The 17,111-nt window shown below is 44.2% G+C and carries 16 protein-coding genes; 15 read left to right on the top strand and 1 reads right to left on the bottom strand.

What is annotated here, in order from left to right; genetic code table 11:
• The first annotated feature begins 107 nt into the window (after positions 1-107).
• From LT679_RS05510 to LT679_RS05475, 8 genes are all read left to right on the top strand, one after another.
• A complete protein-coding gene (locus LT679_RS05510; RefSeq protein WP_232176317.1) occupies positions 108-1,448 on the top strand; it encodes a DEAD/DEAH box helicase in 1,341 nt (446 codons plus the stop codon).
• 6 nt (positions 1,449-1,454) lie between these two features.
• Positions 1,455-1,721: a hypothetical protein gene (locus LT679_RS05505; RefSeq protein WP_232176316.1), complete on the top strand. Its 267-nt coding sequence runs from the start codon at positions 1,455-1,457 to the stop codon at positions 1,719-1,721.
• Positions 1,722-1,730: 9 nt separating this feature from the next.
• Positions 1,731-2,060, top strand: a complete 330-nt coding sequence (gene gldC, locus LT679_RS05500; RefSeq protein WP_232176315.1) for a gliding motility protein GldC — start codon at positions 1,731-1,733, stop codon at positions 2,058-2,060.
• A 6-nt stretch (positions 2,061-2,066) separates the two neighbouring features.
• A complete protein-coding gene (locus tag LT679_RS05495) occupies positions 2,067-2,495 on the top strand; it encodes a hypothetical protein (RefSeq protein ID WP_232176313.1) in 429 nt (142 codons plus the stop codon).
• Positions 2,496-2,591: 96 nt separating this feature from the next.
• A complete protein-coding gene (locus LT679_RS05490) occupies positions 2,592-6,035 on the top strand; it encodes a response regulator (protein WP_232176311.1) in 3,444 nt (1,147 codons plus the stop codon).
• A 4-nt stretch (positions 6,036-6,039) separates the two neighbouring features.
• A complete protein-coding gene (locus LT679_RS05485) occupies positions 6,040-6,870 on the top strand; it encodes a CheR family methyltransferase (RefSeq protein ID WP_232176309.1) in 831 nt (276 codons plus the stop codon).
• Positions 6,860-7,447 (top strand): chemotaxis protein CheB, encoded by a 588-nt coding sequence (locus LT679_RS05480; protein ID WP_232176308.1) that lies wholly within the window; start codon positions 6,860-6,862, stop codon positions 7,445-7,447. The genes LT679_RS05485 and LT679_RS05480 overlap by 11 nt, the downstream gene beginning before the upstream one ends.
• 24 nt (positions 7,448-7,471) lie before the next feature.
• The gene (locus tag LT679_RS05475) at positions 7,472-9,415 is read left to right on the top strand and encodes a hybrid sensor histidine kinase/response regulator (protein ID WP_232176306.1); all 1,944 of its coding nucleotides are present in this window, start codon (positions 7,472-7,474) and stop codon (positions 9,413-9,415) included.
• Here the strand turns inward: LT679_RS05475 and LT679_RS05470 are convergent.
• Positions 9,399-9,887 (bottom strand): methylated-DNA--[protein]-cysteine S-methyltransferase, encoded by a 489-nt coding sequence (locus LT679_RS05470; RefSeq protein ID WP_232176304.1) that lies wholly within the window; start codon positions 9,885-9,887, stop codon positions 9,399-9,401. The genes LT679_RS05475 and LT679_RS05470 overlap by 17 nt on opposite strands.
• Before the next feature lie 73 nt (positions 9,888-9,960).
• On the opposite strand from LT679_RS05470, the gene LT679_RS05465 reads away from it, so the two are divergent.
• The 7 genes from LT679_RS05465 (at position 9,961) to LT679_RS05435 (ending at position 17,099) form a co-directional block, all read left to right on the top strand.
• On the top strand, positions 9,961-10,644 hold the full coding sequence (locus LT679_RS05465; RefSeq protein ID WP_232176302.1) for a heme exporter protein CcmB: 684 nt from the start codon (positions 9,961-9,963) through the stop codon (positions 10,642-10,644).
• Positions 10,632-11,834 (top strand): carboxypeptidase-like regulatory domain-containing protein, encoded by a 1,203-nt coding sequence (locus LT679_RS05460; RefSeq protein ID WP_232176300.1) that lies wholly within the window; start codon positions 10,632-10,634, stop codon positions 11,832-11,834. The genes LT679_RS05465 and LT679_RS05460 overlap by 13 nt, the downstream gene beginning before the upstream one ends.
• A gap of 108 nt (positions 11,835-11,942) precedes the next feature.
• Positions 11,943-12,605 carry a 2-vinyl bacteriochlorophyllide hydratase gene (locus tag LT679_RS05455; protein WP_232177157.1) on the top strand — a complete coding sequence of 221 codons (663 nt, stop codon included), beginning with the start codon at positions 11,943-11,945 and terminating at the stop codon, positions 12,603-12,605.
• Positions 12,605-12,817, top strand: coding sequence for a CcmD family protein (locus tag LT679_RS05450; protein WP_317206531.1), 213 nt, complete (start codon positions 12,605-12,607; stop codon positions 12,815-12,817). The genes LT679_RS05455 and LT679_RS05450 overlap by 1 nt, the downstream gene beginning before the upstream one ends.
• 158 nt (positions 12,818-12,975) lie before the next feature.
• Positions 12,976-14,406, top strand: a complete 1,431-nt coding sequence (locus LT679_RS05445; protein ID WP_232176298.1) for a Glu/Leu/Phe/Val family dehydrogenase — start codon at positions 12,976-12,978, stop codon at positions 14,404-14,406.
• Between the two features lie 158 nt (positions 14,407-14,564).
• On the top strand, positions 14,565-16,577 hold the full coding sequence (locus LT679_RS05440; protein WP_232176296.1) for a thioredoxin domain-containing protein: 2,013 nt from the start codon (positions 14,565-14,567) through the stop codon (positions 16,575-16,577).
• Positions 16,578-16,601: 24 nt separating this feature from the next.
• Positions 16,602-17,099 (top strand): FKBP-type peptidyl-prolyl cis-trans isomerase, encoded by a 498-nt coding sequence (locus LT679_RS05435; RefSeq protein ID WP_232176294.1) that lies wholly within the window; start codon positions 16,602-16,604, stop codon positions 17,097-17,099.
• Positions 17,100-17,111 lie beyond the last annotated feature (12 nt).

Below are 17,111 nucleotides of genomic sequence, written 5' to 3'. Positions count from 1 at the left end.
AATATCAATTAGCCTTTAACAAACGGTGTTTTATCATCAAACCATCAAATAGTGTATGGCGATGTGGTGGGTAAGCGCACCTTAAAAGAAAAAACTATCTTTGCGGCATGGCAGAAACGTTTGATGATTTTAAGTTTAACCGGCAGATATTAAATGCCATTGCCGATGCCGGTTATGAGCAGCCTACGCCCATACAGCAAAAGGCTATTCCGCCAATCAGCAACGGGCAGGATGTAATGGGCATTGCCCAAACCGGAACAGGTAAAACGGCGGCTTATGTGCTGCCTATCATCATGAAGCTGAAATATGCGCAGGGAGAAAACCCGCGTGCGCTGATAGTAGCGCCAACGCGTGAGCTGGCCTTACAGATAGAAGAAAATGTACGTACATTCGCCACCTATACCGATTTGCGGGTGGTGGTGCTGTATGGCGGTATCGGACCGAAAACACAAATTGAAAATATAAATAAGGGTGTCGACATTATTGTGGCCACACCCGGCCGCTTTATGGATGTGTACCTGGCCGGACATATTGTTACTAAAAGCTTGCAGGTATTGGTGTTAGATGAAGCCGATAAAATGATGGATATGGGCTTTATGCCGCAAGTAAACCGCATTTTAGAGGTAGTGCCGCGCAAAAGGCAAAACCTGCTTTTTTCGGCCACCATGTCCGACAAGGTGCACCAGCTATCAGCCAACTTTTTGGAGCATCCAACCGTGGTTGAGGTTACGCCGCAGGCCACACCGGCTGCTACGGTTAACCAAAAGTTGTACTATGTGCCTAACATTAAAACCAAAATCAATCTGCTGAAAAAGTTGCTTGAGGAAGATGGCGATATACGTAAGCTGATCATTTTTTGTAAAACGAGGACTTCGGCAGAAGGGGTGTTTAGGTTCCTGTCCAGAAAATACAAGGAGGATGAGGTAAGGGTATTGCACGCCAATAAAGGGCAAAATACACGTATCAACTCCATCAACGCTTTTCGTGCCGATGAAGTGAAGATTCTGGTAGCTACCGATGTGGCCGCCCGTGGTATTGATGTGAATGATGTTAGCCACGTTATCAACTTTGATGTGCCGATTGTGATTGAGGATTATGTGCACCGCATTGGCCGTACCGGCAGAGCTTTTCAGTCGGGCGAGGCTATTACCTTTTGCAATCCGGCGGAGGAGTACTATATCCGTAAGGCGGAGAAACTGATCAGGCAGCAAATACCTGTGTTTAATTTACCGGATGACGTGTTTGTGGAGGAAACTCCGTACGAAGAACGCCAGGATCAGGCCAAAGATATCGACATGCAGAAGCGCCGCGAGAATCCTGACTTTAAAGGTGCATTCCACGAGAAAAAGACTCTGAACCAAAAAAAGAAATTTGAAGCAGAAAAAGCCAAGCGTAATCCTCGCGTAGCCAAAAAATTGAGCACTAAAAGATCTTCTAAAAGAAAATAAACACTGATGAAATTCAGGATAACACCTTTAAACATTGCTTCGGCGTTTTTAATTGTGCTTGCCGGCTACATATGGATATACGGCGCAAGCATAACCGGCAGTCAGTACGAAAGCTGGAGCGGTACCATTGTATGGATATTTTTGCTTTTCGCCTTTGTGGTAGCCTTTCTGGATATCACCTTTCGTAATTTTTTTAAGGAAATACGCACGCTTTGGACTATTGAACTGAGCTTTATAGCCTTGGTTATTATATTATTACTACTTGTTAAATAAAATATAAAAATGAAAAAAGCCGAAATAAAACTGACTATTGAACTGGACGATAATAACGTGCCTGAAAATATCCTATGGGAGTCAACCGATTCAACCAACAAGGAGGCGCTGCCTGTAAAATCAATGATGCTGGCCCTTTGGGATCAGAGCTTTAAAAATACACTGCGTATTGACCTGTGGACCAAGGATATGCCGGTTGATGAGATGAAACGCTTTTTTTATGAAACCCTGCAAACCATGGGCGATAGTTTTTTACGTGCTACAGGCGAAAAAAACATCGTAGAGGATCTGCGTGACTACTGCGCCCACTTTGCCGAAAAAATGGAAATAACCCGATAGACTTTTATGCGCATTCCCTCATTACTTTCGCTTGTTGGTTTCATTATGGTTATCGCGGCCACCTATTGCCCTATGCTGCGCCCGTTCGGTTTGTTCAGCATGAACGTTTATGACATGAATAAGCCATTCGGTATGGTGATCCTCATTGTGGCGGTTATTGGTATGATAGGCTTGGTGTTTAACCGCCTGAAGATTGCCCGTAGTGCTGCCTGGGCTACCGTGGCGTTGGCCGCGCTGTTGTATGTAGGCGCATACTTAAAAGTGCATACATCGTTCAGCTTTTTACCAATGTCATCAATCGCCGCGTATCTTACTTCAAAAATAAAATTCAAATGGGGTTGGTATGTGTTGTTCACCGGGGCGGTGTTGTGTTTAACCATATTATTCTCCAAAAAACAGGGTGTTATAAAATCCGGCAACGAAGTTGTTTCGTAAGCAGATTATTAATGTTTACACTCAACCTTTTTTAAGGTTATGCGTATTACATATTTCAACTTTATTTAAAACATTATCAGCATATAAACCTAATCAATGGCTAAGCTTTCTTTTCGTAACCAGGTACTAACAGGTTTTGCAATATCTGTTATTTTGGTTTTTATAGTGGCTGTATTGTCTTACCGCAGTATCAACCAGCTTGAGGATGATACTGTTAAGGTTGAGCATACCCAGCAGGTTATTAAAACATCTACCAGTTTGCTACAGCAGCTGATTGATGCTGAAACGGGTATGCGTGGTTATTGTGCTACGGGTAAAAAACCATTTTTAGAGCCTTATAACTCTGCTTTGCCGAGCATAGAAAGCGATCTGGACAAGCTACGCGGACTTATTGAAGATAACTCCGTACAGGTAAAGCGCGTTGAGATTTTATATAAGTTAATAGGCAATCAGCTGGGTATATTAAGCAACAATATTAAAACCCGCGATGATAAGGGCCTAAATTACATGGTAGCCAATGATATGCTTATCAATGGTAAAGCCAATATGGACAAGGTAAGGGCGGTTATCTCAACCGTTATTGAAACCGAACAGGCTTTACTCATCAAGCGTAAGAATGCTACCCAGGAGTCATCTACACAAGCCATATATATAATTATAGTAGGGTCTGCCATATTCCTGGTAATTATAATTATACTGTTTTATTATATACAAGGCACCTTCAATCGCCAAAAGAAGATTGAGCAGGAAATCACCGACGCCAACGTACAGTTAGGTGTTGTACTTAAAGAAAACGAAGCAAAAAACTGGTTGCTTACTGGTACCGGCCTGCTTAACGAGAAGATGCAGGGCCAGCAAACCGAGAAGGAACTTGCAACCAACGTAATTAACGAGATATGTAATTATACCGGCGCGCTTACCGGTACATTTTATTTGCTGAATGACCAGGATGAGCGACTTGACCTATGCGCATCATACGCATTCCACAACCCGGATGTGCTGAAAAAAACAATACGTTTATCAGAGGGGGTGCTTGGCCAGGTTGCCGTTGAGCAAAAAGCCAAAGTGGTTAAAGGTAAGCTGAATAGCAAGCTGGAGCTTAGCACATCAGTGCTGGAGAACGAGCTCACCGATAGCTTTATAGTGCCATTCTTTTACGATAAAAAGCTAAAAGGCGTAATGGAACTGGCCTATCAGGGCGAGATGCACGAGGCCATTCGCGATTATATTTTAAGTGCGACTAACGACATCGGCATCGCCATTAACACGGCGCAGGCCCGCACCATTATGCACGATCTGTTTGAGGAAACCCAGCAACAAGCCGAGGAGCTGGAAGCGCAACAGGAAGAAATGCGCGTTACCAACGAGGAGTTGCTTAACAAAACAGAAATGCTGCAGGCTTCAGAGGAAGAGCTGCGTGTGCAACAGGAAGAATTGCGCACTATTAATGCCGAGCTTGAAGAAAAAGCCAGCTTGCTGGAAGAAAAGAACCAAGCCATTGAAGAAGCCCGCCAGGCGATCAACCTAAAGGTTGAGGAGCTTGAATCTACCGGAAAATACAAATCGGAGTTTTTGGCTAACATGAGCCACGAGTTGCGTACGCCGCTTAATAGTATATTGGTGTTGGCGCGTATACTGAAAGACAATAAATCAGACAACCTGAGCGAGGACCAGTTAAAATATGCCAGCGTTATATTTAATGCCGGTAATGACTTGCTTACGCTGATCAATGATATTCTCGATCTGTCAAAAATTGAGTCGGGCAAGTTGGAGATGCAGAATGAGCATGTTCGCGTGAACGATATTTTGAAGGATATGGAGATGATGTTTGGCGAAGTAGCTGCCAATAAAAAAATCAGCTATACTACCAGCACCACCGCTAACATTCCGTCAACCATATTTACCGATAAGGTCAGGGTGGAGCAGATCATCAAAAACCTGCTTTCGAACGCGTTTAAGTTTACGTCGGAGAATGGCAGCATCATGTTAAACGCTACGGCCAATACCATAAACGGAACCATCAGTTTCCATATTAAAGATACGGGTATTGGTATACCTGCCGAAAAGCAGAAGCTGATATTCGAGGCATTTCAACAAGCCGACGGCTCAACCAGCCGTAAATACGGTGGTACCGGCCTTGGCTTATCAATTAGCCGCGAGCTTGCAGCCTTGTTAGGTGGTAAAATAACCCTGCAAAGCGAGCAAAATGTCGGCAGTGAGTTCACGCTGACGATACCTTTTGAAGCAGCGCAAACTGAAACGCATGAGGAGGAGATAATACCTACCGCCGAGACATTTTCGCCGCCAAAAGAGTTTTTAAAACCGGCTGCGCAGATAGCGAAAAAGCAAAACGGCGAGCCGCTGGTAGTAATTGTGGAGGACGACAAGAATTTTGCCGATATCCTGAAAGATTACTCGCGCGATCATGGTTATAAATCAATAATGGTGAATGAGGGTACAAATGCCTTCCAGATCATAAAGGATAGCCAACCCGATGCCGTAATATTGGATATTATGCTGCCGGGTAAAGATGGCTGGCAGATATTGCGTGAGCTTAAGCATGACGAAGAAACTATGCATATCCCGGTACACCTCATGTCTGCCGGCGAGGCAGCTGCCAACCGTGTACGCCGCGAGGGTGCTATCAGCTTCCTGAAAAAACCTATTGATACCAACGCGCTCGATAAGTTGTTTACCGATATTATGCAGCAAAGCGGCGCTAAGTTTAAGCAGATACTACTGGTTGAAGATCACCAGGCGCAAAGCCAGGCGCTTAAGGATATGATGCAGGCACAGGGCATTGAGGTTGACCAGGCTTTTGACGGCGAGTCGGCTTACCGTATGCTGCACGAGAATGAGTATCAATGTGTAATACTCGATTTAAACCTGCCTGATATTTCAGGGCTTGACCTGCTGGACAAGATCAAGGCGGTTGATAAATTCCTGGAGTTGCCGGTTATCATCAACACCGCTATGGAACTTGATAAAACATCGGTTACCAGGCTGATGCAGTATGCTAACGCGATGGTTATCAAAACCAACAAATCGTCGGACAGGCTGATCGATGAGGTAAACCTGTTCCTGAACAAGATCGCCGAATCATCAAAAACCGAAGTTGACCTTACAGCACCTAAACCGAAATCAATATCAAAAGGTAAGGAGGTCATCAAAAATAAAAAGGTGTTAATTGTGGACGATGATATGCGTAACATATTTGCACTGAGCAGCGCGCTGCAAAGCTATGATATGAACGTGGAGATAGCCAACGATGGGGAAGAGGCGCTGGCTAAGCTGGAAGAAATACCGGACGTTGATATTGTGCTGATGGATATTATGATGCCTAAGATGGATGGCTACGAAGCAACGCGCCAGATCAGGAAGCAAAACAAATGGGCTAAATTACCTGTAATAGCATTAACAGCGAAAGCAATGAAGGATGACAGGGAAAAATGCATAGCTGCTGGTGCTAACGATTATATAACCAAGCCGGTTGATATGGACAGGCTCGTAGCACTGATGCAGCTTTGGCTTGAAAGCTAATATAATGAAGGTACAGTTAAGTGGTATAACCCCTGAAGAGTTAAATGAATTAACAACCCTTGTAAAAGAGGTACATGGGTTTGATTTTAGCGATTATGGTAAAGCATCGCTTACCAGGCGGGTAAGCCGCATCATGAGCCTTAAAAAACTTTCGTTTTATGAGTTGAAGCATCGTATTGTTAATGCCGAGGGCTTTTTTCAGCATTTTTTAGAAGAGGTTACGGTCAACGTGACAGAGATGTTCCGCGATCCGAATTTTTACCGCTCGGTAAATGAGTTGGTTGTTCCGTACCTGTCCACCTATCAGCATATAAAGATATGGACAGCCGGTTGTTCATCGGGCGAGGAGGTATACTCACTGGCCATATTACTGCGCGAAGCAGGCATCAAACATAAATGCTTTATTTATGGCACCGATATCAATACCGAGGTTTTAAAAGAGGCGCGCAAGGGCATTTATAGCTTCCGCAAAATAAAAAGCTATACCGAAAACTATATGTACACAGGCTTAAAAGGTTCGCTTACCGACCATTTTACCATTATGTACGATGCCGCCACCATACACAGCGAGTTAAAACAGGATACTTTATTTTCGGTACATAACCTGGTGTCGGACGGTGTGTTTAACGAATTTCAGCTGATTACCTGCCGTAACGTATTTATCTACTTTGATAATAAGTTACAGGAACGGATACTCGACCTTTTTTACCATAGCCTGGCGCCGCATGGCTTTTTATGCCTCGGCTCAAAGGAGACCATACGATCAGAGGCCTTCCGTAAAAAGTTTAAGGTGATCAACAGCAAGGAAAATATATACCAGAAAATTGGCATTTGACAATAATATATTGCAACGTTGGCAGCAGGCCGAAGTGCTATTGATTGGCGGTTCGGCAGGCTCGTTCAAGCTGTTTTTTAGTATTGTTAAACATGTTGATGTCGACATAAATAAAATTATTATACTGGTAATGCACCGTAAAAAGAATTTTTTTAGCGAAATAGAAAAACTCTTTTCAGAGCACTCTCGTATATACATCAAGGAAATTGCCGATAAAGACGTATTACAACGTAATACCATATTTATCGCACCTGCAAATTATCATACGCTGATTGAAAAGGAGGGCTACTTCAGTCTTGATGTTTCTGATCCGGTGTGGTATTCCAAGCCCTCAATTGATGTGACTTTTGATAGCGCTGCTGAGGTTTTTAACGAGCGTTGTGTCGCTATATTGCTTTCGGGTGCCAACCAGGATGGTGCCGAGGGTTTACTAAAGTTGCGACAAGCCGGCTCGCTCACCATAGCGCAGGACCCATCCGAAGCTGAAATGGCAGAAATGCCCCGCTCCGCAATTAACCTGGGTGCCGCCGAACTTGTTTTAAGCGCAGAAGATATTTATAAATTAATACGAACTTAGCCATATACCCCACACAATTAACAAATGACCCCTGTTAATATCCTTATTGTAGATGATAGAGAAGAGAACATTGTTGCGCTTGAGGCACTGCTAAAACGTGATGATATTCGTATCTACTCTACTACTTCACCTAACGAAGCGCTTAAGATTGCCTGGGAAACCCAGATAGCCATTGCACTGGTTGATGTGCAAATGCCCGAGATGGACGGCTTTGAGCTGGTAGAGATGCTTAAATCAAACCCACGCACTCGCGATATCATGGTGATATTTGTTACCGCGATTTCAAAAGAAGCGAAATACGTGGTAAAGGGTTTAGGCGTGGGGGCTGTTGATTATTTATACAAACCACTCGACCCGTATATAACGTCAGCGAAAGTTGACTCGTTTGTACAATTGGCCCGCAGCCAGGATGAAATTAAACAAAAGAACGAGGAATTGCAGAACTACGCTACTGTAGTAAAAAACTCCGCCGATATTATTTGTACCGTTGATGCGCAAACACTGCGTATTTTAAGCATTAACCCGGCCGCCGAGCAAATATTGGGTTTTAAACCGAGCGAGTTGATTGATGCCAGCATAGTTGACCGCGTTATTGAGAGCGATCAATCAGCGTTCAGGCAAAAATTGGCTGAGGTTATTAAAGACCGTTTGACGTATTCAGTATTCGAGTTTCAATTCGAAACTTTTAATAAAAACATCATTTGGGGCGAGTGCCGGGCATCTTACCGCAACAAAATGTTGTTCCTTAACATTAACGATGTTTCGCCGCAAAAAAGCTACCAGCAGCAGCTAATCAAATCAAAGGAAGCGGCCGAGCTCGGCAAAAAAACAAAGGAGAACTTTTTGGCTAATATGAGTCATGAGTTACGCACACCTATTAATGGTATATTGGGCATCACAAATCTGCTGCGCAAAACAGAGGTTAACGAGCAGCAAATTAACATGCTTAACCTGCTCGAAGTTTCGTCGCAATCATTACTTGGCGTGGTTAATGATGTGCTTGATATTTCAAAAATAGAAGCCGGTAAATTCAGCATCATCCGTAGTCCGCACAATTTGCACGAAATTGTAAAGTCGGTTTATGGCCTTCTTAAATTCAAGGCCGACGAAAAAAATATTGAATTTATATTTGACCTTGCGCCCGATGTGCCGGAGAATATCATGGTAGATTCGTTACGCCTTAACCAGGTGCTGATGAATTTGCTAAGCAACGCCATTAAATTTACCGAGCGAGGTTTTGTAAAGCTGAGCGTTAAGACGCTGGATAAAACGGCTGATCGCGCCAAGATAGAGTTTTGCATTGCCGATAGTGGTATAGGCATAGCGGCCAACCATCTTTCAAAGATATTTGATTCGTTTGAACAGGCTGAGGACGATACTTCTATAAAATATGGTGGTACCGGCCTCGGGCTTGCCATTGTTAAAAAGCTGGTTGAGCTAAAGGGTGGCGAGCTGAAGGTGAGCAGCAAGGTAGGAGAGGGCAGCGAGTTCAGGTTCATAAACTGGTATACCCTTACCGAAATGCCTAAGGAAAAGCAGGAGCGTCGCCCTACCGAAACGCTGTTGCCGTTTAATAACGTAAGCATATTGGTTGCCGAGGATAATATGGTGAACCAGTTTATGATCAGCAAATTGCTGAAGGATTGGAATGTAGCTGCCGAAATAGTGGATAACGGCCGTAAAGTTTTAGAGAAGCTTAGGCAAAAGGATTACGATATTATTTTGATGGATACCCACATGCCTGAAATGGATGGCTACCAGGCTGCAAAATCAATACGCATGGATTTTGAAGACCCGAAGCGTACCATTCCGATCATATCGTTATCAGCCGCTACTTTGGATTACGAACAAAAGGAAGCGCTTGCAGCCGGTATGGATGATGTGCTGTCAAAGCCATTTCAGCCATATCAATTACATGAAAAAATAAGCAAGCTTTTAAAAAAGCGGTCGCTTACAAAGCCAGTTTAGTTTGACCGGTGCCGGCAATGCGCGCTTCATGTTCAAGCAGCCATTGCTTACGCCACAAGCCGCCTGCATAGCCGGTAAGGCTGCCGTCTGACCCGATAACGCGGTGGCAGGGCACAACTATCCATAAATTATTTTTCCCGTTTGCCGATGCTATTGCGCGTATGGCAAGCGGGCTTTTCATTTGGTTGGACAGCGCCGCGTAACTGGTAGTACTGCCGTAAGGTATCTGCAGTAATTGTCGCCAAACCTTTTGCTGAAATTCGGTGCCTGCCTGCCTTATCGGAAAGTCAAAATCCTTCCGTTTGCCGGCAAAATATTCGTCAAACTGTTGTGCTGCTGTTTTAAGCAGTTCGGTCTCCGGCTCGTTTGTTTTTATATCTTCATCACGTATGGATATAGCGCTTATAAAACCATCATCATCAGTAATGCGGGCCACACCGAGCGGGGTACGGTAAAACAAATTCACGGGCATAGGGTAAAGTTAGGGCTTTTAAAATATCGGCAAAAGCAAAATTACAAACATGCGCTTATTATATTTGCAGCTCATGGAACTTATCGGTCAAACGCTTACGCTGTTAAAAAAAGAGATACTGCTGGAGTGGCGATCAAAATATGCCTTTAACGGGGTGCTGTTGTATGTGGTATCAACCGTGTTTGTTTGCTATATCGCCTTTAGTTTAAGCGCTGGTTTTACGGGCAGCAGCGGTTACCCCATAGTATGGAACGTGCTTTTTTGGATCATCATGCTGTTTGCTTCGGTCAATGCCATCGCCAAAAGCTTTGTGCAGGAGAGTAGGGGGCGTTTGCTGTATTATTATTCCATAGCCAGCCCGCAGGCCGTTATACTTTCCAAAATTATTTATAACATGCTGCTGATGGCGCTGTTGAGCACTTTGGCTATCGTAGTTTATGTAGTATTCTTTAACAACGTAGTAGGCGATCCGTTACTGTATTTTGCTTCAGTGATTATTGGCAGCATTAGCTTTTCAACGGTTTTTACCATGATATCGGCCATTGCATCAAAAGCAGGAAATAACGGCACGCTGATGGCGATATTAAGTTTCCCCGTTATCATCCCGGTTATATTGATACTGATCCGCTTTAGCAAAAATGCCATGGATGGTTTGGACAGGAGCCTTAACTATGGCCATTTAGGCGCACTGGCTGCTATTAACGCAATTGTTATTGCAACGTCGCTGTTGCTATTCCCTTACCTATGGCGCGATTAATAAGTTCTGTTTCCGGGCTGATAATGCTATGCCTGTTTATGGTGGTAAGCACCGCCTTCGGACAGGATGGTACCATTACAGGAAAGGTTACCACCGCGGCAGGCAAGCAGCCACTTGCCAAGGCCAGCGTGTTTTTAAACAACGCCACGTTCGGTACCACATCGGCCGATGATGGCACTTATACATTACGTGGGGTTAAGCCCGGCCAATACCAGCTGGTTGTTACCAGCGTAGGCTACCAGGAAGAGGTGCAAACCATCATGGTAAGCAATAAAACACTTACTCTGAATATCGATCTTAAGCAAAAAAATATGATGCTGCGCGAGGTAGTGGTCATGACGGATGCCGACTGGAAAAAGAATTATGAAATATTTAAGCAGGATTTTATTGGCACTTCTGAAAATTCCAAGAAGTGTTATGTAGTAAACCCGCGGGTAGTAAGCCTGTCATACAAGAGCTCAAAAAAGACGTTAGAAGCTTATACGGATGAATTTTTAGTGGTAGAGAACCGCGCTTTGGGCTACCGGGTTAAATACATGATCAATGATTTCAAAACCGATAAGCTAAACGGGATCATATCATACGAGGGCAGGGCGCTGTTTGAGCAGTTGCCGGGCAGCGAAGCCCAAAAGCAAAAATGGCGCGATAAACGTAAAGAGGCCTACTACGGCTCTGCGAAGCATTTTTTCCGTTCGGTTTACGCCGATACTTATGAAGAGGACGGATTTATTGTAAAACCGTTTGTACGTGAGCCTAATCCGCAGCGTGCGCCCGAGGAGTTGATACAACGTAAAATAAAGCAATTCAGAACCACCAACCGCGATTCTGCCAATTACTGGATCAACATGTCAAACATGCCTAAGTATTATAAAGAGATGCTTGGCAAAGAACCGCTGAAGCGCAACCAGTTCTTTTTTAAAACGAATGATCCGGGAATATTTGGTTTGGGAGTGAACAAGTATCTGCTTTACGTGATCTACACCAAAAAACACGAGGAAACCAATTTCAGGGACCTTTACCGGCCGCTTGACATGGAAAACTTCGAGATAAGCACAATGACTTTCCCTAAGCCCGTTATTTATTTTGACATGAATGGCCGCATATTGCAGGATCCGCCTTTGGTGGAGGGCACATGGTCAAAAGCCAAACTGGCCGAATTGCTACCGCTGGATTATATGCCCGGTGATTGAGTTTTTAGGCATAATATGACCTGAAATTATCAATACCGTATAGGCCGCTTCCGGCGTTCTATATTAAAAATTATTACATTTGTCGCCACAAGTTATTTTATGAAGTTTATGTACCAAACATGGTGGAAAGTGCTGGCCGTACTGCTGGTATTAACAACCATCATAGCCGGTTTTTTGATACAGGTGCCGCGTTTGCCTATCGTTCATGAAACCATCCGTAATACATTTTTTCATGTGCCTATGTGGATGGCCATGTTCATCGTGTTCATTATATCGGTAGTGTATAGCATCAAATATCTTCGTTCGGCCGATCCAAAACACGACCTGATAGCGGTTGAATGCGTAAATGTTGGTGTTTTCTTTTTCGTGTTAGGCCTCATTACCGGTATGATATGGGCACGCAATACCTGGGGCGAGTACTGGAGTAATGACCCTAAACAGAACAGTGCCGCTATTGCATTTTTGTTATACTGTGCCTACCTGGTGCTGCGTAATGCAATAGATGAAGAGCAAAAACGAGCACGTATATCGGCCATCTATAACATTTTTGCTTTCCCTGTAATGATTGTGCTGATCATGGTACTACCCCGCATGACGGATTCATTACATCCCGGCAACGGCGGTAACCCGGCTTTTAGTAAAATTACCGATAACAACGTACGTATGATTTTATATGTAGGTTTTATTGCCTGGAGTTTAATGGCAGTTTGGATAGCTACCTTACGCTACCGAATCCGCCTGATTGAATACAAACAGAATTCCCTTGATTAATGATGAAGAAATTATTCTCCCTGATAGTATTGTTGTTGAGCTTTACCGCTGTTTTTGCGCAAAACGGTGCCGATATTGAAATGGCTGATACCCTGCGCAGCTCCGGCAAAATATACGTTGTAGTAGCTACTTTGGCCATTATTTTCGTGGGTTTGGCCATTTATCTGTTCTCCATAGATAAAAGATTAAAAAAAATCGAAAACGAAAAATAGTTCAAAAATTTAGCCTGTGTTGTTTAAACATTGGTTTAAATTGTTTGTTATGTAGTGTAGCCAAAACACTATGGGTTTTAACATTTGCAGTTGTGCTAAAATTTGTGTCAACTTTGCGCATATATTAACACCCAATTATTTACTCATACTAAATATCTATGTCAGATAATTCGTTATTAGATCAGAATACGCACTTTTTTGGTGACGTATGCAAGAACTTTGACTACGCCGCGAAATTTACAAAACACGATGCCGGCCTGCTCGACCAGATCAGGTCATGCAATAGCGTTTACCGTTTTCGCTTCCCGATACGCCGCGGCAACGGCTTCGAGGTTATTGATGCCTGGCGCGTTGAGCACTCGCACCACCAATCGCCAACAAAAGGCGGTATACGTTACAGTGAATTTGTAAACGAGGACGAGGTGATGGCGCTTGCCGCGCTGATGACTTACAAGTGCGCTATTGTTAACGTGCCATTTGGTGGCGCTAAGGGCGGTATCCGCATCAATCCTAAAAGCTACAGCGTACAGGAGTTGGAGAACATCACCCGTCGTTACACTGTCGAACTGATTAAAAAGAACTTTATAGGCCCAAGTATTGACGTGCCGGCACCTGATTACGGAACCGGTGAGCGAGAAATGAGCTGGATTGCTGATACCTATGCTACCATGAACCCGGGACAGTTGGATGCCATGGGAGCAGTAACCGGAAAACCTATTGCGCTGCACGGTATTCAAGGCCGTCGGGAAGCTACCGGCCGTGGTGTGGCTATCGCTATCCGCGAGTGCGTTAGCGTTGCTGAAGATATGCAGAAACTGGGTTTGCCAACAGGTATTTCAGGCAAGCGCATTATTGTACAGGGTTTGGGTAACGTGGGCTTTTATACTGCTAAATTTTTACAGGAATACGGTGGTATTATAGTAGGTATCTGCGAGTTCGAAGGCGCTATTTATAATGCTGACGGTTTGGATGTAGAAGCTGTTTACCAGCACCGTAAAGCAACAGGTTCAATTTTAGGTTATGCCGGCGCTAAGCAGGAGTTTAAAAACTCGGGTGAAGGCCTGGAGCAACCATGCGATATTTTAGTGCCAGCCGCGTTAGAGAACCAGATCACTGCCGAGAATGCAGACCGTATACAGGCGAAAATTATTGCCGAAGGCGCTAACGGTCCAACCACTCCGGAAGCGGAAGCCATATTTTACGCCAAAGGCGGTATCATCATCCCGGATATGTATGCCAACGCCGGCGGTGTAACCGTATCATACTTTGAGTGGCTTAAAAACCTTTCGCACGTAGCGTTTGGCCGTATCAACCGCAGGTTTGAGGAGAACAACAATCTGAACCTGGTAAATATGGTTGAAGGTATAACCGGTATATCGCTCACACCTGCTCAGCGTGCAACCATCGTTAAGGGCTCATCCGAGCTTGAACTGGTTAACTCTGGCCTGGAAGATACCATGATCCGTTCTTACCACGAGATACGCGAAACATACAAACTCGAGAAAATCGATACTCTGCGTACAGCTGCCTTTGTTGGTGCTATCAACAAAATCGCGGTATCGTACCAAAATCTGGGTGTGTGGCCATAAACAGTGCCTTAAAATAAATTTTATCAGCGCCGTTGCACGTACTGCATCGGCGCTTTGTTTTAGGTGGAATTATAACTTATGTATGATGCGATTGCCGATTGTTTAACACAGATTTGCATCTCGCGAAAACAAATCTCCGTTCACAAAATTTATATTAAATGAACCATCTGGCTAATTCAACATCACCATACTTACTTCAGCACGTTAATAACCCTGTCGACTGGTATCCCTGGGGACCGGAGGCATTGCAAAAAGCAAAGGATGAAAACAAGCTGATACTGGTGAGTATAGGTTACTCGGCCTGCCACTGGTGCCACGTAATGGAGCACGAGAGCTTTGAGGATGAACAGGTAGCTGCCGTGATGAACGAATACTTTGTATGCATTAAGGTTGACCGTGAAGAGCGCCCCGATGTTGACCAGATTTACATGAGCGCCGTGCAATTGATGACCGGGCGTGGCGGCTGGCCATTAAATTGCATTTGTCTGCCCGATCAGCGGCCTATTTATGGCGGTACTTATTTCCGCAAAAATGAGTGGACTTCGTTATTGTTTAACCTTGCCGATTTTTATAAGCAAAAGCCACAGGAAGCAGAGGAGTACGCGGTTAGGCTTACTGAAGGTATCAATCAATACGAATCGGTTGATTTTATCGAGAAAGCCGAGGATAAGTACACACAGAAGGATTTGCAAACCATCATCAACAACTGGAAAAAATATTTTGATCACGTTGAGGGTGGATTTGGCGCGGCACCCAAGTTCCCGATGCCTAACAGCTGGATTAGCCTGATGCGTTACGCGCATTTAAGTAAGGATGCCGAGGTAGCAGCAGCGGCTGAATTAACATTAAAAAAGATGGCCTACGGCGGTATTTACGATCATGTGGGCGGTGGTTTTGCCCGTTACGCGGTTGACGGGCACTGGCATGTGCCGCACTTTGAAAAGATGCTGTATGATAACGGCCAATTGTTAAGTCTTTATGCTGAAGCATATACATGGAAGGCCGATCCGCTTTATAAGCAGGTGGCTGTCGAAATAACAGAATTTGTTTTACGCGAACTAACATCAGAGGATGGTGGTTTTTACTCCGCTCTCGATGCAGATAGCGAAGGGGTAGAAGGTAAATTTTACACGTTTACTAAAGCGGAATTAGCAGAGATATTAGGTAATGATACCGATCTGTTTTCCATATACTACAACGCCACTGCTAATGGCAACTGGGAAGAGGAGCATACCAATGTTTTCTTCCGTAACCGGGATGACGAGGCACTCGCTGCCGATTTAGGATTAACAGTCGAAGTGTTAACCGGTAAATTGAGTGAGTTAAGTAAAAAGGTTTTGGCTGCCCGCGCCATGCGGATCAGGCCGGGACTGGACAATAAGATATTAGCCTCATGGAACGGCCTGATGTTGAAAGGGCTTTGTGATGCTTACCGGGCTTTTGGTGAGGATAGCTACTTGCAATACGCGCTATCGAATGCGAATTTCATTGTAAATAACTTACTTACCTCGTCAGGTAAATTGTCTCGTTTATATAAAAAAGATGTACCGGGCGGCGATGGGCTGGCATTTTTGGATGATTATGCTAACGTGATAGATGCCTTTATCGCGCTTTACGAAGTTACATTTGACGAACAGTGGCTAAGCCGGGCACGTAGCCTTGCTGATGTGGCTATCCGGAATTTTTATGACGAAGAGGGCGGTATATTTTATTACACCGCGGCAGATGACGAAATGCTCATTGCCCGTAAATCAGAAATTATGGATGGCGTAACCCCGGCATCAAACTCAACCATGGCGCGTAACCTTAAAAAGCTTGGGTTGTTATTTGATAATGAGCATTATCTGGAAATATCGGCCCAGTTACTGCGTAATATCATGCCGTACCTCGGCAAGTATGGCTCGGTATACTCTAACTGGATCATGCTGCTTACGGATGAGGTCTACGGGGTGTATGAGGTGGCGGTAACGGGTAATGATTTTGAAAGTTATCGCCGTGATATTGAGAAAACATATATTCCTAATAAAATAATGTTGGGTGGCAACGCAGGAAGTTTACCTTTGCTGCAAGGGAAGTTTAGTGGCAATACACAAATTTTTGTATGCCGCGATAAAACCTGTGGCTTACCCGCTCGCAATGTTAACGAGGCTTTAAAACAAATTGAAGCCTGATTACTTATATTAAAAACGATTATAATGAAAATTGAACCAAAGCACGTAGTATCATTAACATATGACCTGTATGTTGACAACAACGGTACAGAAGAAAAAGTAGAAAGCGCTACTGAAGAGCAACCGCTTACCTTTTTATACGGTGCAGGCCAAATGCTGCCGAAATTTGAAGAGAACTTAAGCACCCACTCAACAGGTGATAACTACGAGTTTCGCCTGACTGCTGAAGATGCTTATGGTGAATATGACGAAGAGGCAGTAGCCAATTTGCCAAAAGAAATGTTTGAAGGAGCTGAAATTCCGGAGATAGGATCAATTATCCCTTTACAGGATAATAATGGTAACCGTTTCCGCGGCCAGGTGGTATCAGTAGCAGAAGATGCTGTTATTGTAGATTTGAACCACCCGATGGCAGGCCAGGAATTGCACTTTAAAGGTACTATCCTAAATGTGCGCCCGGCAACCGAAGAGGAATTGGCCCATGGCCATGCTCACGGTCCGGATGGCCACCACCATCATTAAGATTATAACAAA

The sequence above is a fragment of the Mucilaginibacter roseus genome (genome assembly GCF_021215455.1).
GTDB lineage: Bacteria > Bacteroidota > Bacteroidia > Sphingobacteriales > Sphingobacteriaceae > Mucilaginibacter > Mucilaginibacter roseus.
The sequence above is the reverse complement of the archived record's forward strand: the minus strand, read 5'-3'. Positions and strand labels throughout refer to the sequence as shown.